This window comes from Streptomyces sp. NPDC088794 (genome assembly GCF_044750545.1).
Classification (GTDB): domain Bacteria; phylum Actinomycetota; class Actinomycetes; order Streptomycetales; family Streptomycetaceae; genus Streptomyces.
Genome location: NZ_JBIVKB010000001.1, coordinates 931,754 through 952,446, shown reverse-complemented (window position 1 = coordinate 952,446; position 20,693 = coordinate 931,754). Strand labels below are relative to the sequence as shown.

Sequence of the window (20,693 nt, the reverse complement as noted above, 5' to 3'; positions counted from 1 at the left end):
CGGGTCGCGTCGATAAGGTCCACCCCATGGACATCGAGGTGGAGATCGCCCGCAAAGCGGACCAGGAACTCGTGGACGCCTTCGGGCGGTTGCTGCCGCAGCTGTCGCGGTCGGCCAAGGTCCTCGACGCCGACGCGGTCGCCCGCATCCTGGCCTGCGCCGCCAACACCGTGCTCGTCGCCCGGGCCGACGGGGAGATCGTCGGCACGCTGACCCTCGTCATGTTCCCCGTGCTCTCCGGGCTGCGGGCCCGTATCGAGGACGTCGTCGTGGACGGAGCGGCGCGGGGCCACGGAGTCGCCGGGCTGTTGACGCGGAGGGCTCTGGAGGTCGCCCGGGAGGCCGGAGCCCGTACCGTCGATCTCACTTCACGGCCAGACCGGGAGGCCGCGAACCGGCTCTACGAGCGGCTCGGGTTCCAGGTCAGGGAGTCGACGGTGTATCGGTTGCCGCTCGACGGGTGAGGGTGGATCAGGGGTGTCGCTGTCGCCGTCCGGCGGCCGGCGTACCTCCGGTCGGTCCGGCGGCTCCGGTCGGGCCCGCCGTCGGTCGGCGCCGACTCGGGCCGGGACCCGGTCGTGCCCCATCGCGGTTGGCAGTGCTCGGGGCGCGTGTCCGGTGGATGTCGGCGTCGGTCGGGACAGTGTGTCTCCGGCCGGGGTGTTTCCGGTCCGGTCCGGCCCGCCGTCGGCCGATTCGGTCCGTGTCCCGGTGGTGCCCCGTCGAGGTCGGCAGTGCTCGGGGGGCTCGCTGAGCCTGAGCGTCTCGGGTGGACCGCCGGCCTTGGGTCGGATGGCATGTCTCCGGCCGACGTCCCGCGTCGATCAGGAGCTGACCGTCTCCCGCTCGCGCTCCGGCTCGCACTCCGCCGCCAGTTCCAGCATCTCCTCGACCTCGCCGTCCTGGACCCGGGAGGTCCGGTGGAGCCAGATGACGTCACGGCCGAAGGACCAGGTCAGCAGGGCCAGGGCGAGGGCCGCGACGGCGAAGGTCGGGGTGTACGGGAGGTAGCCCGAGGCCGCGACCAGGAGGAAGACGCCCTGGAGGGCAGCGACCGTCTTGCGGGCCGTGCTCGGGGGGAGCGGGGCGTTCAGCCAGGGCCAGACGCGCGCCGCGGCCACGAAGACGTAGCGCATGGCGCCGATCAGCATGACCCAGGGGCCCAGGTTCATGGAGACGTAGATGCTGAGCACCAGGATCAGGAACGCGTCGACCTCCATGTCGAAGCGCGCGCCCAGCGGGGTCGAGGTGCCCGTGGCGCGGGCGACCTTGCCGTCCACACCGTCGAGGATCAGCGCGACGGCCGTGAGGCCGACGAAGAGCGTGACCGGCGGCGAGCTCTCGAAGGAGTCCGCGACCAGGGCGGTCACACCGCCCACCAGGGTCGCCCGGCCGAGCGTCACGCGGTTGGCCGGGCCGAAGGACCGCGGCCGGCTGCGATGCAGTGCCCGTGAGAGCACCGCCCAGGTGGCGACGGCGAAGACGAGGCCGGTCAGCCAGCCCGCCGGCCCCATGCCGATCGCCGTACCGAGCAACACCAGCAACAGGATCTGCAGACCCGCTCCCACAGCGGTCTCCTGCTGGACCAGCCTTGCGTCGTAAGTGTTGTTCAGGGCCACCGCATACCCTCCGGCCAAGTGACAAGTGGATCAACGCCGCGTACTGTGCGCGGCCTGTGCACACCTCGGTACGTGCACCACTTCCCGATCGTTCAGGAGGAGGCCGGATGAACCGCATCGGCCGCGCGTTCTGGCTCACCCGTCCGGGTCAAGGAGAGCTGCGGGACGTAGACCTGCCCGTACCCGCGGTAGGGGACGTCGTGGTGCGCTCTCTCTACTCCGGAGTCAGTCGCGGCACGGAGACCCTGGTCTTCCGCGGGGGCGTCCCCGTGAGCCAGCACGCGGTGATGCGGGCCCCCTTCCAGGAGGGCGACTTCCCCGCCCCGGTGAAGTACGGCTACCTGAACGTAGGCGTGGTGGAAGAGGGGCCCGAGGAACTCGTGGGGCGCACGGTGTTCTGTCTGTATCCCCACCAGACGCGGTACGTCGTCCCCGCCACCGCCGTCACCGTCGTACCGGAGACCGTGCCCGCCGAACGCGCCATTCTCGCCGGCACCGTCGAGACCGCCGTCAACGCCCTCTGGGACGCGGGTCCGATGATCGGCGACCGGATCTCCGTGGTCGGCGGCGGCATGGTCGGCTGCTCGGTGGCCGCCCTGCTCGCCAGGTTCCCGGGCGTACGGGTGCAGCTGGTCGACGCCGACCCGGCACGCGCCACGACCGCGAAGGCCCTCGGTGTCGACTTCGCGCTGCCCGCCGACGCGCTCGGCGACCGCGACCTCGTCGTGCACGCCAGCGCCACCGAACAGGGTCTGGCCCGCTCACTGGAACTGCTGGCCGCCGAGGGCACCGTCGTGGAGCTGAGCTGGTACGGCGACCGGAGGGTGAGCCTCCCGCTCGGCGAGGCCTTCCACTCCCGTCGGCTGACCATCCGCGCCAGCCAGGTCGGCACCGTCTCCCCGGCCCGCGCGAGCCGCAGCTACGCCGACCGGCTCGCCCTCGCCCTCGACCTGCTCGCCGACCCGGCGCTCGACGCGCTCATCACAGGGGAAAGCGCGTTCGAGGAGCTGCCGGAGGTGCTGCCGAAGCTGGCAGAGGGAGTCATTCCGGCCCTCTGTCACCGGATCCGGTACCCCTGACCTGAGAAAAGAGTGAGAGTGGGCTGAACGGGGGGAACCGAAGAGCCGTAGTAGACGGTATCCCCGGGCAGCCAACGGCCCGGGGGCCAGACGCGCCGCACCTGGAGGGTCGTCCGTTGTTCAGTGTCACCGTCCGCGATCACATCATGATCGCCCACAGCTTCCGCGGTGAGGTCTTCGGACCCGCACAGCGCCTGCACGGAGCGACGTTCCTGGTGGACGCCACATTCCGGCGCGAGCAGCTGGACGACGACAACATCGTCGTCGACATCGGCCTGGCCACGCAGGAGCTTGGCGCCGTTGTCAGCGAGCTGAACTACAGAAACCTCGACAACGAGCCCGAGTTCGCCGGGATCAACACCTCGACGGAGTTCCTGGCCAAGGTCATCGCCGACCGGCTCGCCGACCGGATCGAGAAGGGCGCGCTGGGCGAGGGCGCCCGGGGCATCGCCGCGATCGCCGTCGCACTGCACGAGTCCCACATCGCGTGGGCGAGTTACGAGCGTGCCCTGTGACCGACATGACCGTGGACCGCGCACGGCTCGGCTACGTGCCCCTGCAGCACTCCGCCCCGAGGAAGAACGTAGAGATCCTGCCCATGTCCTTGCGCTCCGTGCACTTCGTGATGCCGGGCGGGGTCGACGACCCGGCCGTGCCGAGCGGCGGCAACGCCTATGACCGGCGCGTGAGTCTGGACCTGGCCGGCTTCGGCTGGCAGGTCCACAAGCACGCCGTGGACGGCGGCTGGCCCCGGCCCGACGCCGGCGCCCGGGCCGAACTCGCCCGTACGCTGCGGGAGCTGCCCGACGACTCGATCGTCCTGCTGGACGGACTGGTCGCCTGCGGCGTCCCCGAGGTCGTCATCCCGGAGACGGAGCGGCTCCAGCTCGCCGTCCTCGTGCACCTCCCGCTCGGCGACGAGCGCGGGCTCGACCCGGCGGTCGCCGCCGAACTGGACGCCCAGGAACGAGACGTCCTGCGGGCCGTCCCCGCGGTGATCGCCACCAGCGACTGGGCGGTGCGCCGCCTGGTCTCCCACCACGGCCTGGCCCCCGAGCGCGTCCATGTCGCCGCCCCCGGCGCCGACATCGCGCCCATAGCCTCCGGCACCGACGGCGTCTCGCGGCTGCTGTGCGTCGCCTCGGTCACCCCGCGCAAGGGGCAGCACCGACTGGTCGAGGCCCTGGCCGCGGCGGCCGACCTGCCCTGGAGCTGCGTCTGCGTCGGCGGGCTCGCGCAGGACCCCGAGTACGTCGCCCGGCTGCGGACCCTGATCGCCGAACACGGCCTCCAGGACCGCATCCACCTCGCGGGACCGCAGGTCGGCGCCGAACTCGACGCCACCTACGCCGCCGCCGACCTCATGGTCCTCACCTCCTACGCGGAGACCTACGGCATGGCGGTCACCGAAGCACTCGCGCGCGGCATCCCGGTGCTCGCCACCGACGTCGGCGGACTGCCCGAGGCGGTCGGCCGCGCCCCCGACGGCGGGGTGCCCGGCATCCTCGTCCCGCCGGAGGACCCCGCCGCGCTCGCCGTCGAACTGCGCGGCTGGTTCGGCGAGGCCGACGTACGACGCCGGCTGAAGGCCGCTGCCCGGGGCCGGCGGGCCGCCCTGGACGGCTGGGCGACCACCGCCCGTTCTCTCGCCGGAGTACTGGGCCGGCTCCCCAGCGAACCCAGGAGGGCCGCATGAACAGGACGGCACAGGCGAGCGGGAGGATTCCGGCCCAGCCCGGACCCCGACAGGCTCGTATCGCAGGGTCGGCGCGGCAGGAGCGGGGTGTCGGAATGCAGGACATGAACGCTGTGGTGACGGAGGAGGCGCACGCCGTTCCGGTGAACGTGAGCGACGCGGTGACCGGACCCCAGGAGCCGGGCGCCGTGATCCCCGGCGCCGGGCCCAGCGCCCGCCCCGGCGAGCGCGCCACCGTACGGCTGCGGGAGACCGGGCCCGAGGAGCCGGCGCGCTACGCCCCCGAGTGGCTGGAGCTGCGCGAGCCGGCGGACGCCGACGCGCGGGCTCACGACCTGCTCGACCCGCTGCGCATCCGGCTCGCCAACCTGCCGGGCAAGGCAGGCCTGGTCATCCACGACCTCGGCTGCGGCACCGGCTCCATGGGCCGCTGGCTCGCGCCACGGCTGGACGGCGCCCAGCACTGGATCCTGCACGACCGCGACCCCTACCTGCTGCACTTCGCGGCCGTCGCCTCCCCGAGGTCGGCCGCCGACGGCAGCCGGGTCACCGTCGAGACCCGCCGCGGCGACGTCGCCCGGCTCACCCCGGACGCCCTGCGCGGTGCCTCCCTGGTGACGGCCTCCGCACTCCTGGACGTCCTCACCCGCGAGGAGATCGAGACCCTCGCCGAAGCCTGCACCGGCGCCGGCTGCCCGGCCCTGCTCACGCTCTCGGTCGCCGGACGCGTCGAACTCACCCCGTCCCACCCGATGGACGCGGAGATCGCCGAGGCGTTCAACGCCCACCAGCGCCGGGACGGACTGCTCGGCCCGGACTCGGTGACGGTGGCCTGCGAGGCGTTCTCCGAACGCGGCGCGACGGTACGCCTGCACCCCAGCGCCTGGCGTCTTGGCCCCGACGAGTCCCAGCTGACGGCCCAGTGGCTGCGCGGCTGGGTCGGCGCGGCCGTCGAACAGCGCCCCGACCTCGCCGCTCGTGCAGAACGGTATCTGCAGGACCGCCTGGCCGCCTGCGAGGCCGGTGAGTTGCACGCGGTGGTCCACCACAGCGACCTCCTGGCGCTGTCCCGGCCGACCGGGAGCGCGGCATGAGCGTGGAGACGGTACGGGCGCACGTGGTCCGGCGCGAGCCGGTAGAGCGCACGCGACGGATCGGCAAGAGCGCGCCGGGCGGCGAGATCGCCCGCGCGCCGGTCGAGCGCGTCGGGGCCGTGGCGCTCGCCGACCGACCCCGGCTCGTGGCAGGCCCGCCCGCCGGTGCCGCCGTCTCCAAGGACCGTATCGGCGTCATCGTCACCGCCGCCCGGACCGACGCGACAGCGCGGCCGGCCTGGTGGCGGCGGGCGCCGGCACGGGTCAACTCCCGTGCGGTACGGACCCACTTCGGGACCGTCGCAGGGGTCGCCATCCTCGCCGCCCTGCTGTGGAAGCTGGGCACCGGGGTGTTCCTGGACGGGCTGCGGCGGATCGACGGGCCGACGCTGCTCCTGGCACTCGCGATCGGCGTGGCCACGACCGTGCTGAGCGCCTGGCGCTGGGCACTGGTGGCCCGCGGGCTGCGGATCACGCTCCCGCTCGGCGCCGCCGTCGCGGACTACTACCGCTCCCTGTTCCTGAACGCGGCCCTGCCCGGCGGTGTCCTCGGTGACGTGCACCGCGCGGTGCGGCACGGGCAGAGCGCCGGTGACATGGGCCGCGGGGTCCGCTCGGTCGTCCTCGAACGGGCCGCGGGACAGGTCGCGTTGACGGTGATCGGCGGAGTGGTCCTGCTGACCATGCCGTCCCCGGTGCTCGCCGAGACCCGGCACTTCGTGCCGCTGGTCGCGCTGGCGGTGGTCGGCGCGCTCGCCGTCGTCATCGCCCTCCGAATGAACCGGACGTCCTCCGCCGCTCCCTCCCGCCGCGGCCGGGCCGTGCGCGCCACCCTCGCCGAGGCCCGCGAGGCGCTGCTGTCCCGCCGCAACGCGCCGGGCGTCGTCGTCTCCTCCGTCCTCGTCCTGGCCGGCCACATCGCGATGTTCGTGCTCGCCGCCCGGGTCGCCGGCTCCGACGCCTCCGTCGCCGCCCTGCTGCCGATCGCCGTGCTCGCGCTGGTCGTCATGGGCCTCCCGCTGAACGTCGGCGGCTTCGGCCCCCGAGAGGGCGCCACCGCCTGGGCGTTCGGCGCCGCGGGCCTCGGCGCCAGCACCGGGCTCGCCGTCTCCGTCATCTACGGCGTCCTCAGCTTCGTAGCCGCTCTGCCCGGCCTCGCCGTGCTCGTCGCGCGCTGGTACACCGGCCTGCGCTCGGGTTCCGGGACACCCCCCACGGTCCCGGACCCCGCCGCCGACTACCCGCGTCCGTCCGCCGAGGTGAGCAGCGAGAAATACGCGCCGAAGGAATCCGTGAGGCTCGCGAGGAGTTCCTTCCCCTTTTCCGGGGAACCCAGCGAGGGACGTCCGATGACACCCGAATCGGTATAGCCGGACATACCGAGGGTGAGCAGATGACGTCGGTCGTCGGCGACGAAATCGGAGGTCTCGTAACCGGGCCGAAGGAATTCGGGGTGAGTGTGCAGAAGGATGGAGGTCTCGATTTCTCCCGCATGCATGTCGGTCAGCGGCGAGGTGGCCACGCCCGCCCGCCGCAGCGCCTCGTCCCAGTCCTCCACGGCCGGGAAGAGCGCCATCCGCTCGCCGCGGGCGGAGGATTCCTGGACGACGTTGCCCAGTACGTAGTTCCCGCCGTGCCCGTTGACCACCACCAGGGCGTCGACACCGGAGCGGCGGAGCGAGGCCGCGATGTCGCTCACCACCGCGTGCAGGGTGGTCGAGGAGATGCTGACGGTCCCGGGCCAGGCCGCGTGCTCGTGCGAGCAGGCGACCGTCACCGGAGGAAGGAGGTGCACCGGGTACGCCGCGGCGATCTCCCGGGCCACGGCACAGGCGACCAACGTGTCGGTCGCCAGCGGAAGGTAGGGGCCGTGCTGCTCGAAGCTGCCCACGGGAAGGACGGCCACCTGCGTTGAGACACCCGCCGCCCTGGTCCGTACGTCATCCGTAGTGTCCGTCGGCACCAGACCGTATGCCGCCGCATGCGCGCCCGAACCACTCATTTCTTCACGGCCTTTCGTCTCTGTTTAGGAATCAGAATCATGACAGATAAAGTCGGCGTACTCGGCAAGAAGTCACCGCAGCGCACGGGCGTGGAACGTATCGTGAATGCGCCGCTGCCCACTGTGTACGGGCAATTTCGCGCGATCGGTTACATGGATCACGACCGCGGTGACGAGCAAGTGGCCCTGGTACACGGCGAGATAGGTGCCGAACGCGTTCTCGTGCGGCTGCACTCCGAGTGCCTCACCGGCGACGCCTTCGGCTCCCAGCACTGCGAGTGCGGCGACCAACTCGCCTCCGCGCTGCGTGCCGTGGTCGCCGCGGGCAGCGGCATCGTCGTCTACCTGAGGGGCCACGAGGGCCGCGGGATAGGCCTGCTCGGCAAGTTGCGCGCGATGGCACTCCAGGCCGAGGGCCTGGACACGGTCGAGGCGAACCTCGCGCTCGGACTGCCGGTGGACGCCCGCGACTACGGCGTCGCCGCCGACATCCTGCACGACCTGGGCGTGAACTCCGTCCGCCTGCTCTCCAACAACCCGCGCAAGCGCGAGTCGTTGCTCGCGCACGGCATCGACGTGGCAGAGACGGTCCCGCTGCTGATCCCGCCGTGCGAGAGCAACATCACCTACCTGCGCACCAAGCGGGAGCGGCTGGACCACATCCTGCCCCACCTGGACGCGGTGGCCCACCTGTCCTGAATACCGGCGCGGGGGCCCGGACAGGAAGAAGGGGTGACCGACCCCGACGACCCTCTGGAGGCTCGCCCGTGAAGACTCAGGCCAGTGCCGTCGTGATCGGCGGCGGAGTGATGGGCGCGAGCGTCGCCTACCACCTCGCCGCCGCCGGTGTGCCGGACGTCGTCCTCGTCGAACGCGACGAACTCGCCTCCGGGTCCACCTCGAAGGCCGCCGGCGGGGTGCGGGCGCAGTTCTCGGACGAGCTCAACATCCAGCTGGGCGCGCGCAGTCTGGAGGCGTTCGGGCGGTTCGAGGCGGAGACCGGGCACGACATCGATCTGCACCGGGTCGGCTACCTGTTCCTCCTGTCGACGCCGGAGGAGGTCGCCTCCTTCGAGGCGGGCGTGCGGCTGCAGAACTCCCTCGGGGTGCCCAGCCGCATGATCACCCCGAAGGAGGCCCAGCGGCTCTCCCCGCTGATCAGCACGGACGGCCTGCTCGCCGCCGCGTTCTCGCCGGACGACGGCCACTGCACCCCCGAGGCCGTCGTCCAGGGCTACGCCTCCGCCGCCCGCGCCCACGGCGCCCGCATCCTGCGGCACACCGAGGTCACCGGCGTCGAACTGCACGGCGACCGCATCACCGCCGTCTCGACCACCCTCGGCCGCATCGCCACCGACACCGTGATCTGCACGGCGGGACCCTGGTCCCGGGCCGTGGGCGCGATGGTCGGCGTCGACCTGCCCGTACAGCCGCTGCGCCGCCAGATCGCCGTCACGGAACCGGTCCCGGACCTGCCACCGGACCTCCCCATGACCATCGACTTCACCAGCAGCCTCTACTTCCACACCGAGGGACCCGGCCTGCTGCTCGGCATGTCCGACCCGGACGAACGCCCCGGCTTCGCCACCGACACCCACGACCGCTGGATCCCCGCCCTGTACGCGGCCATGGAGCGCCGGGCACCCGCCCTGCTCGACCTGCGCCGCACCGGCGGCTGGGCGGGCCTGTACGAGATCACCCCGGACCACAACGCCCTGATCGGCGAGGCGACTTCGGTCTCCCGCTTCCTCTACGCGACCGGGTTCTCCGGCCACGGCTTCCTCCAGGGACCCGCCGTCGGCGAGGTCGTCCGCGACCTGTACCTCGGCCGCGTACCCTTCGTGGACGTCCGTCCCCTGAGCGCCGGCCGGTTCGCGGCCGACGCCCCGCGCCCGGAGGCCAACCTCGTATGACCGAACTCCACCTGTGGCTGCGCCACGAGGACCGCGGCACCGAACGACGCACGCCGATCGTGCCGGCCGACGCCCGTAAGCTGGTCGACGCCGGAGCGACGCTGACCGTGGAGGAGTCACCGCAGCGGATCTTCCCGATCGAGGAGTACGAGGCGGCCGGCTGCCGGATCGCGCCCACCGGATCGTGGGTCTCCGCGCCGGCGGACGCCGTCGTCATCGGCCTCAAGGAACTCCCGGACGAACCAGCCGAGTTGACCCACCGGCACATTTTCTTCGGCCACGCCTACAAGCGACAGCCGGGCGCCGAGGCCCTGTTGCGGCGCTTCGCCGCCGGCGGCGGCAGTCTCTTCGACCTGGAGTACCTCGTCGACGAGGACGGCCGACGGCTCGCCGCCTTCGGGTTCTGGGCCGGCTACCTGGGTGCCGCCCTCGCCGTGCTCCAGCACCGGGGCCGGCTCAAGGCGCCCCTGACGCCCACGTCCAAGGCGGAGTTGGACGAGACCCTGCGACCCGTCACCGGGGACGAGCGGTTCACCGCGCTGGTGGTCGGCGCCCTGGGCCGCAGCGGCCGGGGCGCGCGCGTCGCCTTCTCCACCGCCGGTGTCGAGCCCACCGCCTGGGACCTGGCCGAGACCCGCGACCTGGACCGAACGGCCCTGCTCGCCCATGACGTGATGGTGAACGCGGTCCTCGCCACCACCCCCGTCCCGCCCTTCCTGCGCGAGACGGACCTCGACGACCCAGGCCGCCGCCTGCGCACCCTGTGCGACGTCACCGTCGACGTCGGCTCGCCCCTGAACGTGCTGCCGGTCTACGACCGCACCACCGAGTGGGCGGACCCGGTCCGCCGCCTGCGCGAGGACCCCCCGCTGGACCTCATCGCCATCGACAACCTGCCGTCCCTGCTGCCGCTGGAGTCCAGCACCGACTTCTCCGCGGCCCTGCTGCCGCAGCTCCTGGAGTTCGGCGCGGGCGGACCATGGGGGCGCGCGTTGGACCGCTTCCACCAGGCGGGCCGTGAACTGGGCATTCAGGAAGGGGAGTTCCGTCATGTCTGACCGGGTTCCGGCAAGCGGCACCGTGCACTGGGTCGGCGCAGGCCTGTCCACGGGCAGCGGTCTCGCCCGCCTCTGCGACACGGCCGAGCGGGTGTTCCTGTGGCACCGCACCGAGGAGCGGGCCGCCGAGGCACTCGACCGGCTGGGCCTCACCGGCCGCGCCGAACCCCGCGCCTACACGCTCCCCACGCTCACCGCCGAACTGGCCCCCGGCGACACCGTCGTGTCGATGCTGCCCGCACCGGAGCACGCGGGCATCCTCGTCGCCTGTATCGGGGCCCAGGCCCACTTCGCCTGCTCCAGCTATGTCTCCGACGCCGTCCTCGAACAGGTCCCCGAGGCCGCGAAGGCTGGCCTGGTCGTCCTCACCGAGGCCGGGCTCGACCCGGGCATCGACCACCTCTTCGCCCACAGCCTGGTCGCCCGCGCCCGGGAGGCGATCGGCGGGAGTACGACAGCCTCGTACGCCTTCACCTCGTACTGCGGCGGGATCCCCGCCGTGCCGAACGACTTCAGGTACCGCTTCAGCTGGGCGCCCGCCGGGGTACTCAACGCGCTGCGCTCGCCCGCCCGTTACATCGAGGGCGGGACCGAGACCGTCGCCGAGCGGCCCTGGGAGGTCACCCGGCGGCACCTGCTCGACGGGGAGGAGTTCGAGGTCTACCCCAACCGGGACAGCGTGCCCTTCGTCGAGCAGTACGGGCTGCCGGCGGGCTGGGAGGCGCGGTCCTTCGTGCGCGGGACGCTGCGGCTTGAGGGATGGCTGACCGCCTGGGCCGAGGTCTTCGAGGAGCTCAAGGGCGGGGACGACGAGCGGATCGCCGCTCTGGCACGGGAGTTGGCGGCCCGCCACCCGACCACGGACGCGGACCGCGACCGGGTCGTCCTCGCCGTGTCGCTCGATGTGCGCGGTGCGGAGGGGCGTACCTGGTCGGGCAGTTACGTCCTCGATCTGGTGGGTGACGCGGAGGAGAGCACCATGGCCCGCTGCGTCTCCCGGCCGCTGGCCCTCGGGGTGCGGCACATCCTGGACGGCACCCTGCCGGCCGGCCTGAACCGCGCCGCCGAGACGGCGGCCCGGTCGGACCAGTGGCTGGGCGAACTGGCTGGTGAGGGAGTGGACTTCACCCTCCGCGTCGACGAGTAGCCGAGCGGACGAATGCGGGTCGGCCGAGCGGCAGGCCCCTGCTCAGCCGGTGACGGCCTCGTGCACGAACTTCTTCAGGTCGAGGATCATCGTGTGCGAGGTCTTCGGCCGCACCTGCGTGTAGAACTGCACGGTGAGATCGCGGTCCGGGTCGACCCAGAACGTCGTGGTCGCCGCCCCGCTCCAGCCGTAGGTGCCGAGCCCGAGGGGTGCCAGGGTGCGGTCCGGGTCGATCACGACCGAGACGCCGAAGCCGAAGCCGATGCCGTCGTTGCCGGGTTCGTCGTGGGCCGGGTGGCTGCCGAAGGCGCGCAGGTCGGCGCCGCCGGGGAGGTGGTTCCTTGTCATCAGGTCCACGGTCTCGGGGGCGAGCAGACGCACCCCGTCGAGTTCGCCGCGGCGGCGCAGCAACTCCATGAAGCGGTGCACGTCGTGCGCCGAGGCGACCATGCCGCCGCTGCCGGACAGGAAGCGGGGCCGGCCGTGCAGCGGCAGACCGGCGATCGGCTCGATCCCGCCGCGGTCGGCCTCGCCGTACAACTCCGAGAGCCTGGGCGCCTGTTGGTCGCTGACGCAGAAACCGGCGTCGGTCATGCCGAGGGGGCCGAAGATCCGCTCCGCGAAGAAGGCGTCCAGTGGTTGCCCGGACACCACCTCGATGACCCGGCCCATGACGTTGCTGGCGACCGAGTAGTTCCACTGCGTGCCCGGCTCGAACTGCAACGGCAGGCTCGCGTACACCTCCATGGTCCGCGGCAGGTCGGCGCCCGACGGCACCGACGACTCGAGACCCGCCTCGCGGTACAGGGCGTCGACCGGATGCGAGTGGTAGAAGGCGAAGGTCAGGCCCGCGGTGTGGGTCAACAGGTGCCGGATCAGCATGGGTTGGGCCGGCGGACGGGTCTTCATGTCGTCCCCGGACCCGCTGTCGTACACCTCGACGTCGGCGAAGACGGGGAGGTGAAGGGCGACCGGGTCGTCGAGCGACAGCCTGCCCTCCTCCACCAGCATCAGCGCGGCGACCGCGGTGACCGGCTTGGTCATGGAGTAGATCCGCCACAACGTGTCGGCCTCGACCGGCAGTCCGGCCGCGATGTCGCGCCGGCCGTGGGTGGTGAGGTGGGCGATGCGTCCGCCACGGGCCACGGACACCAGGTAACCCGGCAGCCGGCCCTCGTCGACGTAGTGGGCGAGGTACTGGTCGAGGCGGTCCAGCGCCTTCGCGTCCAGTCCTACCTCACCCGGGTCGACCTCTTGTCGCAGCTGTGCCATCGCTCTCCTCCGAATACGTTCGTCGAGGCGCGGTCCCGCATACCCCGCCGGACCGCCCTCAGACCTCATGGTCGCGCAGGAACAGGGGCTCGGTCCCCAGGTTGACCGGGATTGATCGCAAAGACGAAACCTTTCGGCAACGCACAGCTCACCATCGCACCCGCCCCAGCCACGCCCGTGAGCACCAGCAGAGCGGGCCCGAGGCCCCCGCCGAGCCCGGTCAGCGTGGTCGCGACGGCCACCCCCAGCGTTGGCCCGATGTTCATCGCGGTCTGCTTGAGCCCGCCCGCCACACCGGCCGACTCCGCGGGGGCCTGCCGGACCACGACATGCGTGATCGCCACCATCACCGTGCCGAACCCGGCGCCCAGGAGCGCGAACGCCGTGCAGATCGCGAGGGTGCCGGACGCCCGCGACAGCAGCAGGATCCCGGCGGCGAGCACGACCGTCGCCGCCACGGTCGTACGCCGGGTGCCCACCCGGCGCAGCAGCAGCGCGCAGCCGGGCGCCGCGAGGATCATCGCCCCGGCGAGCGGCAGACTGAGCACAGCCGTGCGGAACGCGGTGAACCCGAGGTCGTCCTGCAACAGGTAGGCGGCCACGAACACCGTGCCGTTCAGCGCGGCGGACGCGGCCACCAGGACGCCGAGGGCGGGACGGATACCGGGCGCGCGGACGACGTCCGTCGGTATCAACGGGCTTGCCGCGCGCCGCTCGTGGCGCAGGAAGACGGCACCGGCGGCTGCGGCCACGGCCATCGCGAGTCCGGCCGTGGTCATGGCGCTCCGGCCACCGTCCGCCAGCGCGACGAGGGCTTGGACCAGGGCGGCGAGGGCGAGGGCCAGGAGGAGGGCGCCGGGGAGGTCGAGGGGGGTCTTGGGGGAGGGGCGGGGGTCGGTCGTGTCGAGACCGGAGAGGTGGGAGTCGGGTGCGTCCGGATGCGATGGGTGCGGCCGCGCCGTGTCGGTGGGTACGTCGACGAGGGCGGGGCGCGTCTGCTCGGCGCCGGTGCGCGCGGTGGGCGCGAGCGTGCCGAAGGCGAGCGTCGGTAGGACGTTGAGGTAGAACGCGGCTCGCCAGCCGGGGCCGGCCACCAGTGCCCCGCCCAGTACCGGGCCGGCCGCCGCCGCGAGCCCGATCGCGCTCGTCCGGATCGCGATCGGCATCCGCAACTCGTCGGGCGGGTACGCGGTCCGGAGGATGCCGAGCGTGGCCGGTTGCAGCAGCGCCCCGAACACGCCCTGGACGGCGCGCAGTCCGATCACCCAGCCGACGCCGGGCGCGAGCCCGATGGCTGCGGACGTCACTCCGAAGCCCAGCATGCCCAGGGCGAAGGTGCGTCGGTGCCCGTACCGGTCGCCGAGCCGGCCCGAGAACACCAACAGGCTCGCCACCGCGATGAGATACGCCGTGCTGGTCCACTGGACCTCGGCGAAGGAGGCGTGCAGATCGCGCTGGAGGGTCGGTCGCGCCACGCCGAGAACCGTGCCGTCCAGGGCCACGACGGCAGCCCCGGCCACACTGCTCGCCAGCGTCAGCGAGCGGCGCGCCTTCACTCGCCGCTCCCGAGGTGGGCGTCCAGCACCGCGCGCAGCAAGGGCGCGAAGTCCTGCACGCCGGTGGCGAGTTGGAGGCTCCCCCAGTTCCACAGCTGGGCGACGCCGTGCAGGTTCGCCCACAGCGCGCCCGCGACCAGCCGGGCGTCCGCGTCGGGACGGGCGGCGCCGACCAGCTCCACCAGCCCGCCGAAGAGCGGCAGGCTGGTGTCCCGCAGCCCCAAGTGGCCGCTTTCCAGCAGATCGTGACGGAACATCAACTCGTACATGCCACGGCTGTCCCGCGCGAACTCCAGATACGCCCCCGCCAGCGCCGCCAACTGCTCACGCGCGGACCCCGATCCGTCCCCGACCGCTGCCGATGCCCGCTCGGCCAGGTCGGCGAAGCCGCGGCGCGCGATGGTGGAGAGCAGCTCCAGGTGGGTCGGGAAGTAGCGGCGGGGTGCCCCGTGCGAGACGCCGGCCCGGCGCGCGATCTCGCGCAGGGTCAGCGCCTGCGCCCCCTCCTGAGCAACCAGCTCCACACCGACATCGACCAGCCGGGCCCGCAGCCCGGTCTCCGCTTCGTCCACAGCTCCCGATGACATAGACACTGTCTACCAGGGTGTCGTAGACACTGTCTACTCGGCGATGGTGGGTGAGCCTTGATTCGGGAATGTGGAGACCCGTGGCGTGAGTTGACCGGGATATGACTCAGGACACATCGGCTCAGGACGCGCTGCTCGAACTGCTCTCCGACGGCCGCGGCGGGGTGCTGGTCACCCTCAAGCGCGACGGCCGGCCCCAGCTGTCGAACGTCAGCCACCACTACTACCCGGACGAGCGGATCGTCCGGATCTCGGTCACCGACGGCCGCGCCAAGACCGGCAACGCGCGCCGGGACCCGCGGGTGTCGTACCACGTCACCAGCCCCGACCGCCGGGCCTACACCGTCGTCGAGGGCACCGCGGAGCTCACCCCCGTCGCCAAGGACCCGCACGACGACACCGTCGAGGAGCTGATCCGCCTCTACCGGGACGTCCTCGCCGAACACCCTGACTGGGACGACTACCGGGCCGCGATGGTCCGAGACCGGCGGCTGGTGCTGCGGGTGAAGGTGGAGCGGGCGTACGGGATCCCGGCGGGCGCCAACCGGGGCTGACGACTCGGCGGCTAGTACGGCGAGGGCGTCTGCCGCTGCGTCCCTTCCTGCGTGCGGGCCTCGATCGCGCGCAGGACGGCCACCATGTCCTCGCCGCCGTACCCGAGCGACACCGTCTCCCCGAAGAGTGCGTGGCAGACGTCGAGCAGCGGCGAGGCGAGCCCTGTCTTGCGTGCGGCCTCGGCGATGAGCCGGTTGTTCGTCAGGACGTCCGAGGCCGCCGCCTGCACGGCGAAGTCGCGCTCCAGGAGCTTGGGCGCCTTCATCCGGGAGACGGCACTGGCCATCGGGCCCGCGTCCAGGACGTCCAGGAACAACCGGCGGTCCAGGCCCTGGCGTTCGGCGAAGTGGAAGGCTTCGGTGAGTCCGGTGACCTGGGTGATCAGGAACAGGTTCACCGCGAGCTTCATCAACAGGGCGTTGGGCGCGGGGCCGCACACGAAGGTGCTGTGACACATGGGCGTGAGCAGCGGCCGTACGACCTGCACGGCGGACTTCTCCCCGGCCAGCATCGCGACCAACTGCCCGTTCTCCGCCGGGACTCGGGAGCCGGAGACGGGCGCCTCGACGTACCTCCCGTCCGCCGCGCGGATGTCGGCCTCCAGTGCCTGCGAGTACTCCGGCGAGGTCGTGCCCATGTGGACGACCACGCGCCCGGCGACGCGCGCCGCGAATTCCGGGGCGCCGCGACCGAGGACGGCGTCGATCGCGAACTCGTCGGCCAGCATCACGATCACGACGTCCGCCCGCGCGAACACCTCGGCGGGGTCGGCCGCCACGGAGGCACCGGCCGCGCGCAACGGTTCGGTGCGGGCGGCCGTGCGGTTCCAGACGGTGAGGGGCGTGCCGGCGCGGGCCAGGCGCAGTGCCATGGGCTGACCCATGACGCCGAGGCCGAGGAAGCCGACGCGGACCGGACGGCCGTCGGTGTCATCGGCATGGTCGACTTGGCCCGCCTGCTCGCTGTGCACGATCCACCGCCTGTCCCGGAGTGACCAGCCATGACAGTCGTCATAGTAGCCCGCGCTATGACAGCGGTCATAGGGTGGGTGTGGAACGAGGAGGTCGGCTATGCCGAAGTCGGGGTCCGAACGGGGTCCGCGTGAGCGGATGGTCTTCAGCGCGGCCCAGCTCATCCGGCGGCAGGGCGTCGGCGGCACCGGCATGCGGGACGTCGCCGTCCACGCCGGGGCGCCACGCGGTTCGCTCCAGCACTACTTCCCGGGCGGCAAGGAACAGCTGGTCAACGAGGCGGTGGCCTGGGCGGGCCGGTACGCGGGCCGGCGCGTGGCCCGCTTCATGGCGGGGATGCCCGAGCCGACACCCGGCGGCCTGTTCGCGGCGATGGTGCGCCAGTGGACCGACGAGTACGAGACGGCGGGCCGCCTCGCCGGCTGCCCGGTCGCCGCCGCGACGGTCGACTGCGCCGACTCCACCGAGTCGACCCGTGAGGCCGCGGCCGGCGCTTTCGCCACCTGGACCGGTCCGGTGGCCGGCGCCCTGACCGACATGGGCGTACCGACCGACCGCGCCGAGCCCCTCGCCACCCTCATGATCAGCACCCTGGAGGGCGCCCTCCTGATCGCCCGCGCCGAGCACGACACCCGAGCACTGACGACCGTGGCCAGGGAGCTCGCGCCGATGCTGGACGCGGCGGCGACGGGAGCGGCGCGTTCTTGAGCAGGCCCGCCCCTTGACCGGCTGACCTGCTGCCCGATCGCGGGAACGTCCCCGCGATCGGGCGATGAAAGGCAGCGGGGATCACCCCCTCACCAGCCGGCGGAGATCAGGCCATCTCCGGCCGGCAGCAATCAAGCAGTCACCTTCTCCGGCTGTGACGCCTGCGCGGGTGTCCGCTCACCGAGGTGTTCGGTCGGTACCTTGCAGGTCTCGCGGGCGGAGACGGCGGCGATGACCGGGGGGACGCACAGGGCCGCGGTGAACAGGGCCACCGAGGACCAGTCGGTGCCGTCAGGGCCGGCGATCTGCGCGGCGAACGTGACCGCGAAGCCGGCCACCGCGAATCCGATCTGCGTGCCGATCGCCATGCCGGACAGCCGGACCCGGGTCGAGAACATCTCGCCGTAGAAGGAGGGCCACACGCCGTTCGCGGCGCTGTAGACGACACCGAAGGTGATGATGCCGAGGAGCATGATCAGGGGGTAGGAGCCGGTGGAGATGGCCCAGAGGTAGAGGAACATCATGATCGCGCTGCCCACGGCGCCGATCAGGAAGACCGGGCGACGGCCGACGCGGTCCGAGAGCGTGGCCCACAGCGGGATCGCGGCGAGCGCGACGAGGTTGGCGAGGGCGCCGACCCAGAGCATCGAGGTACGGGACATGCCGACCGCGTCGCTGGTCGCGTACGCCAGCGCCCACACCGTGAAGATCGTGGAGACGGAGGCGATCAGCGCGCCCCCGATCACCCGCAGTACATCCGCCCAGTGCTCGCGCAGCAGCACCATCAGCGGCAGCTTCACCACACCGTCCGTGGCCACCTGGCGGGCGAAGGCGGGCGTCTCCTCCAGCCGGCGGCGGATGACGTAGCCGACGACGGCGACCACGATGCTCAGCCAGAACGGCACCCGCCAGCCCCAGGACAGCAGTTGGTCCTCGGGCAGCGAGGCGATCGGGATGAAGACCAGCGTGGCCAGCAGCTGTCCGCCCTGCGTGCCGCCGAGCGTGAAGCTGGTGAAGAAGCCGCGCCGGTGCGGTGGCGCGTGTTCGAGGGTCATCGAGTTGGCGCTGGCCTGCTCGCCCGCCGCCGAGATGCCCTGGAGGACACGGCAGGCGACCAGGAGGACGGGGGCGAGGGTGCCGACCTGGTGACGGCTGGGCAGACAGCCGATCAGGAACGTCGACACGCCCATCAGGATCAGTGTGAAGACCATGATCTTCTTGCGGCCCACGCGGTCGCCGAAGTGACCGAGGAAGAGCGCGCCGACCGGCCTGGCCGCGTACGCCACACCGAACGTGGCCAGCGACAGCAGGGTCGCGGTGGCCGGGTCGGACTCGTCGAAGAAGACCTTGGGGAAGATCAGGGCTGCGGCGCTGCCGTAGATGAAGAAGTCGTAGTACTCCAGGGCGCTGCCGATCCAGGCGGCGGCGGCCGCCTTGTTCGGTTGCCCGACGGCTTCGGCGGGGACGGACACGGCGTGCTCCTTCGGGGAACTCCAAGGTAGAGGAGTGAGCGGGGAGGAGAGGGACGGGGCCGAGGTACCCGAACGTGGGTCGGTTAATTAACCCACTGGATAGTTAGTCTCGGTGGGTAGGGATGTTGCGCTCGCGTTTCCCGGGTGTCAAGAGGTCGCGCGTCGCCGGTTCAGTCGGCGGTACGCTCCGCCGTCAGGTAGGCGATCACCATGTCGCCGAGCATGGCGCGGTAGTGCTCGCGCCGGTCCGGGTCGGTGAGGTCGCGGCCGAACAGGGCGCCGAACGTGTGCCGGTTGGCGACCCGGAAGAAGCAGAACGAACTGATCATCGCGTGCAGGTCGACCGCGTCGACGTCGGCCGTGAACAGGCCCGATTCCTGCCCGACGGCCAGGATGCGGCGGATCACGTCGAGCGCGGGGGAGCCGATCTTGCCCAACTTCTCGGAGGCGGCGATGTGTTCGGCCCCGTGGATGTTCTCGATGCTGACCAGGCGGATGAAGTCCGGGTGCTGTTCGTGGTGGTCGAAGGTGACCTCGGCGAGCTTGCGGATGGCCGCGACCGGGTCGAGGTGCTCGACGTCCAGCCTCTGTTCGGCCTCGCGGATCACGGTGTACGCCCGCTCCAGGACGGCCGTGAAGAGCTGCTCCTTGCCGCCGAAGTAGTAGTAGATCATCCGCTTCGTGGTGCGGGTGCGGGCCGCGATCTCGTCGACGCGGGCGCCGTCGTAGCCGGCCCGCGCGAACTCCTGTGTCGCCACGTCGAGGATCTCGGCCTGGGTGCGGACCGCGTCGCGGATCCGTCCGTTGGGTCGTGCCGGTTCGTCGACGCTGGTCATCGGGTTCCTTGGGTTCCTTCGGGAGTGCGGCCGCTGCGCCAGATTCTAGGCGGGAGATTGCGGAAGGCGGGGGTCGTGGCGGTCCCGGGCCTTCCCTGCGGGGCGGTGCGGCTGATATAGCTAACGTACTGGTTCGTACATTAGTGATCGGCTCAGGAGGTCCGCGTGGCCAAGGACTCGTTTCTCGTCGGACTGATCGGCGCCGGCATCGGGCCGTCGCTCAGCCCGGCGCTGCACGAGCGGGAGGCGGACCGGCAGGGCCTGCGCTACCTGTACCGGCGCATCGACATCGACGAGCTGGGCCTGCGGCCGGAGGCCGTCGGCGATCTGGTGCGGGCCGCGCGGGACCTGGGCTTCGACGGGCTCAATGTCACCCACCCGTGCAAGCAGCTCGTCATCGAGCACCTGGACGCGCTTGCTCCGCAGGCTTCGGCGCTCGGGGCGGTGAACTCCGTGGTTTTCGAGGATGGTTGTGCCGTTGGGTACAACACCGACGTCACGGGGTTCGCTGCGGCGTTCGCTCGTGGGTTGCCGGACGTTCCGGTGGAGCGGGTCGTGCAACTCGGTGCGGGGGGTGCGGGGGCGGCTGTCGCGCACGCCATGCTCAACCTTGGCGCGGAGCGGGTCACTGTCGTGGACGCGTTGGCCGATCGAGCGGTGGATCTGGCCGCGGCGCTCAATCGGCATTTCGGGGTGGGCCGGGCTGCCGCGGCTTCTCCGGAGCGGTTGGGCGAGTTGTTGGCCGGTGCAGACGGGGTTGTGCATGCGACGCCTACCGGGATGGCCGCGCATCCCGGATTGCCGTTCCCCGCGGGGTTGCTCCGCAGGGAGTTGTGGGTTGCCGAGGTGGTGTACCGGCCGCTGGAGACCGAGTTGGTGCGGGTCGCCAGGGCGGTGGGGTGTGCCGTTCTGGACGGGGGCGGGATGGCCGTGTTCCAGGCTGCGGACGCGTTTCGGCTGTTCACGGGGCGTGAGCCGGATGTCGGGCGGATGCTCGCGGATTTTGTGGTGGAGAATTCGGCGGGACAGGTTGTTTGACGGGTGCCGGCTCGTTGTGGCTGGTCGCGCAGTTCCCCGCGCCCCTTAAAAGGGGCGTGGACCAGTACGGCATCTACGAGGAGTGCGATC

The 20,693-nt window shown here is 71.9% G+C and carries 20 protein-coding genes and 1 pseudogene; 13 read left to right on the top strand and 8 right to left on the bottom strand.

Annotation, left to right across the window (positions count from 1 at the left end):
- Positions 1-26: 26 nt before the first annotated feature.
- Complete coding sequence (locus ACIP6U_RS04285) at positions 27-464, top strand: GNAT family N-acetyltransferase (protein ID WP_401712683.1); 438 nt, start codon at positions 27-29, stop codon at positions 462-464.
- A gap of 360 nt (positions 465-824) precedes the next feature.
- Here the strand turns inward: ACIP6U_RS04285 and ACIP6U_RS04280 are convergent, their stop codons facing one another.
- A complete protein-coding gene (locus ACIP6U_RS04280) occupies positions 825-1,619 on the bottom strand; it encodes a CDP-alcohol phosphatidyltransferase family protein (protein WP_401712681.1) in 795 nt (264 codons plus the stop codon).
- A 107-nt stretch (positions 1,620-1,726) separates the two neighbouring features.
- On the opposite strand from ACIP6U_RS04280, the gene ACIP6U_RS04275 reads away from it, so the two are divergent.
- The 5 genes and pseudogenes from ACIP6U_RS04275 to ACIP6U_RS04255 form a co-directional block, all read left to right on the top strand.
- Positions 1,727-2,698: a zinc-binding alcohol dehydrogenase gene (locus tag ACIP6U_RS04275; protein ID WP_401712678.1), complete on the top strand. Its 972-nt coding sequence runs from the start codon at positions 1,727-1,729 to the stop codon at positions 2,696-2,698.
- Between the two features lie 116 nt (positions 2,699-2,814).
- Complete coding sequence (locus tag ACIP6U_RS04270; RefSeq protein WP_280874153.1) at positions 2,815-3,213, top strand: 6-carboxytetrahydropterin synthase; 399 nt, start codon at positions 2,815-2,817, stop codon at positions 3,211-3,213.
- Entirely contained in the window at positions 3,210-4,394 is a 1,185-nt protein-coding gene (locus ACIP6U_RS04265; RefSeq protein ID WP_401712675.1) for a glycosyltransferase family 4 protein, read from the top strand. The genes ACIP6U_RS04270 and ACIP6U_RS04265 overlap by 4 nt, the downstream gene beginning before the upstream one ends.
- Positions 4,391-5,488, top strand: a complete 1,098-nt coding sequence (locus tag ACIP6U_RS04260) for a class I SAM-dependent methyltransferase (protein WP_401712672.1) — start codon at positions 4,391-4,393, stop codon at positions 5,486-5,488. Before ACIP6U_RS04265 ends, ACIP6U_RS04260 begins: the two co-directional genes overlap by 4 nt.
- A pseudogene (locus tag ACIP6U_RS04255) lies at positions 5,485-6,582 on the top strand (YbhN family protein); the annotation flags it as partial. The gene ACIP6U_RS04260 and the pseudogene ACIP6U_RS04255, both read left to right, overlap by 4 nt.
- 143 nt (positions 6,583-6,725) lie before the next feature.
- Here the strand turns inward: ACIP6U_RS04255 and ACIP6U_RS04250 are convergent.
- Complete coding sequence (locus tag ACIP6U_RS04250) at positions 6,726-7,490, bottom strand: creatininase family protein (RefSeq protein ID WP_401712669.1); 765 nt, start codon at positions 7,488-7,490, stop codon at positions 6,726-6,728.
- 39 nt (positions 7,491-7,529) lie between these two features.
- On the opposite strand from ACIP6U_RS04250, the gene ribA reads away from it, so the two are divergent.
- The 4 genes from ribA to ACIP6U_RS04230 all read left to right on the top strand — a co-directional run bounded on the left by ribA (position 7,530) and on the right by ACIP6U_RS04230 (position 11,608).
- On the top strand, positions 7,530-8,189 hold the full coding sequence (gene ribA / locus ACIP6U_RS04245) for a GTP cyclohydrolase II (protein ID WP_401712666.1): 660 nt from the start codon (positions 7,530-7,532) through the stop codon (positions 8,187-8,189).
- 68 nt (positions 8,190-8,257) lie between these two features.
- Positions 8,258-9,403 (top strand): NAD(P)/FAD-dependent oxidoreductase, encoded by a 1,146-nt coding sequence (locus tag ACIP6U_RS04240; RefSeq protein ID WP_401712663.1) that lies wholly within the window; start codon positions 8,258-8,260, stop codon positions 9,401-9,403.
- Positions 9,400-10,461 carry a saccharopine dehydrogenase gene (locus tag ACIP6U_RS04235; protein WP_401712660.1) on the top strand — a complete coding sequence of 354 codons (1,062 nt, stop codon included), beginning with the start codon at positions 9,400-9,402 and terminating at the stop codon, positions 10,459-10,461. The genes ACIP6U_RS04240 and ACIP6U_RS04235 overlap by 4 nt, the downstream gene beginning before the upstream one ends.
- Entirely contained in the window at positions 10,454-11,608 is a 1,155-nt protein-coding gene (locus ACIP6U_RS04230; RefSeq protein ID WP_401712657.1) for a saccharopine dehydrogenase family protein, read from the top strand. The genes ACIP6U_RS04235 and ACIP6U_RS04230 overlap by 8 nt, the downstream gene beginning before the upstream one ends.
- Positions 11,609-11,650: 42 nt before the next feature.
- Here the strand turns inward: ACIP6U_RS04230 and ACIP6U_RS04225 are convergent, their stop codons facing one another.
- The 3 genes from ACIP6U_RS04225 to ACIP6U_RS04215 all read right to left on the bottom strand — a co-directional run bounded on the left by ACIP6U_RS04225 (position 11,651) and on the right by ACIP6U_RS04215 (position 15,023).
- Positions 11,651-12,880, bottom strand: coding sequence for a serine hydrolase domain-containing protein (locus ACIP6U_RS04225; protein ID WP_401712654.1), 1,230 nt, complete (start codon positions 12,878-12,880; stop codon positions 11,651-11,653).
- Between the two features lie 65 nt (positions 12,881-12,945).
- Entirely contained in the window at positions 12,946-14,436 is a 1,491-nt protein-coding gene (locus ACIP6U_RS04220; protein ID WP_401712651.1) for an MFS transporter, read from the bottom strand.
- Positions 14,433-15,023: a TetR/AcrR family transcriptional regulator gene (locus ACIP6U_RS04215; RefSeq protein WP_401712649.1), complete on the bottom strand. Its 591-nt coding sequence runs from the start codon at positions 15,021-15,023 to the stop codon at positions 14,433-14,435. Before ACIP6U_RS04215 ends, ACIP6U_RS04220 begins: the two co-directional genes overlap by 4 nt.
- Positions 15,024-15,124: 101 nt before the next feature.
- Here ACIP6U_RS04215 and ACIP6U_RS04210 point away from each other — a divergent pair, with 101 nt between their 5' ends.
- A complete protein-coding gene (locus tag ACIP6U_RS04210) occupies positions 15,125-15,577 on the top strand; it encodes a PPOX class F420-dependent oxidoreductase (RefSeq protein WP_401712646.1) in 453 nt (150 codons plus the stop codon).
- A gap of 11 nt (positions 15,578-15,588) precedes the next feature.
- Here the strand turns inward: ACIP6U_RS04210 and ACIP6U_RS04205 are convergent, their stop codons facing one another.
- Positions 15,589-16,548: an NAD(P)-dependent oxidoreductase gene (locus ACIP6U_RS04205; protein WP_401712643.1), complete on the bottom strand. Its 960-nt coding sequence runs from the start codon at positions 16,546-16,548 to the stop codon at positions 15,589-15,591.
- Positions 16,549-16,648: 100 nt separating this feature from the next.
- Between ACIP6U_RS04205 and ACIP6U_RS04200 the strand changes: the two genes are divergently transcribed.
- Positions 16,649-17,257, top strand: a complete 609-nt coding sequence (locus ACIP6U_RS04200; protein ID WP_401712641.1) for a TetR/AcrR family transcriptional regulator — start codon at positions 16,649-16,651, stop codon at positions 17,255-17,257.
- A gap of 131 nt (positions 17,258-17,388) precedes the next feature.
- On the opposite strand, the gene ACIP6U_RS04195 is transcribed toward ACIP6U_RS04200, so the two are convergent.
- Together ACIP6U_RS04195 and ACIP6U_RS04190 are read right to left on the bottom strand one after the other, a co-directional pair.
- Positions 17,389-18,729 carry an MFS transporter gene (locus tag ACIP6U_RS04195; RefSeq protein ID WP_401712638.1) on the bottom strand — a complete coding sequence of 447 codons (1,341 nt, stop codon included), beginning with the start codon at positions 18,727-18,729 and terminating at the stop codon, positions 17,389-17,391.
- Between the two features lie 170 nt (positions 18,730-18,899).
- Positions 18,900-19,565: a TetR family transcriptional regulator gene (locus tag ACIP6U_RS04190; protein WP_401712635.1), complete on the bottom strand. Its 666-nt coding sequence runs from the start codon at positions 19,563-19,565 to the stop codon at positions 18,900-18,902.
- 165 nt (positions 19,566-19,730) lie between these two features.
- Between ACIP6U_RS04190 and ACIP6U_RS04185 the strand changes: the two genes are divergently transcribed.
- Entirely contained in the window at positions 19,731-20,603 is an 873-nt protein-coding gene (locus tag ACIP6U_RS04185) for a shikimate dehydrogenase (protein WP_401712633.1), read from the top strand.
- The last annotated feature ends 90 nt before the right edge of the window (positions 20,604-20,693 follow it).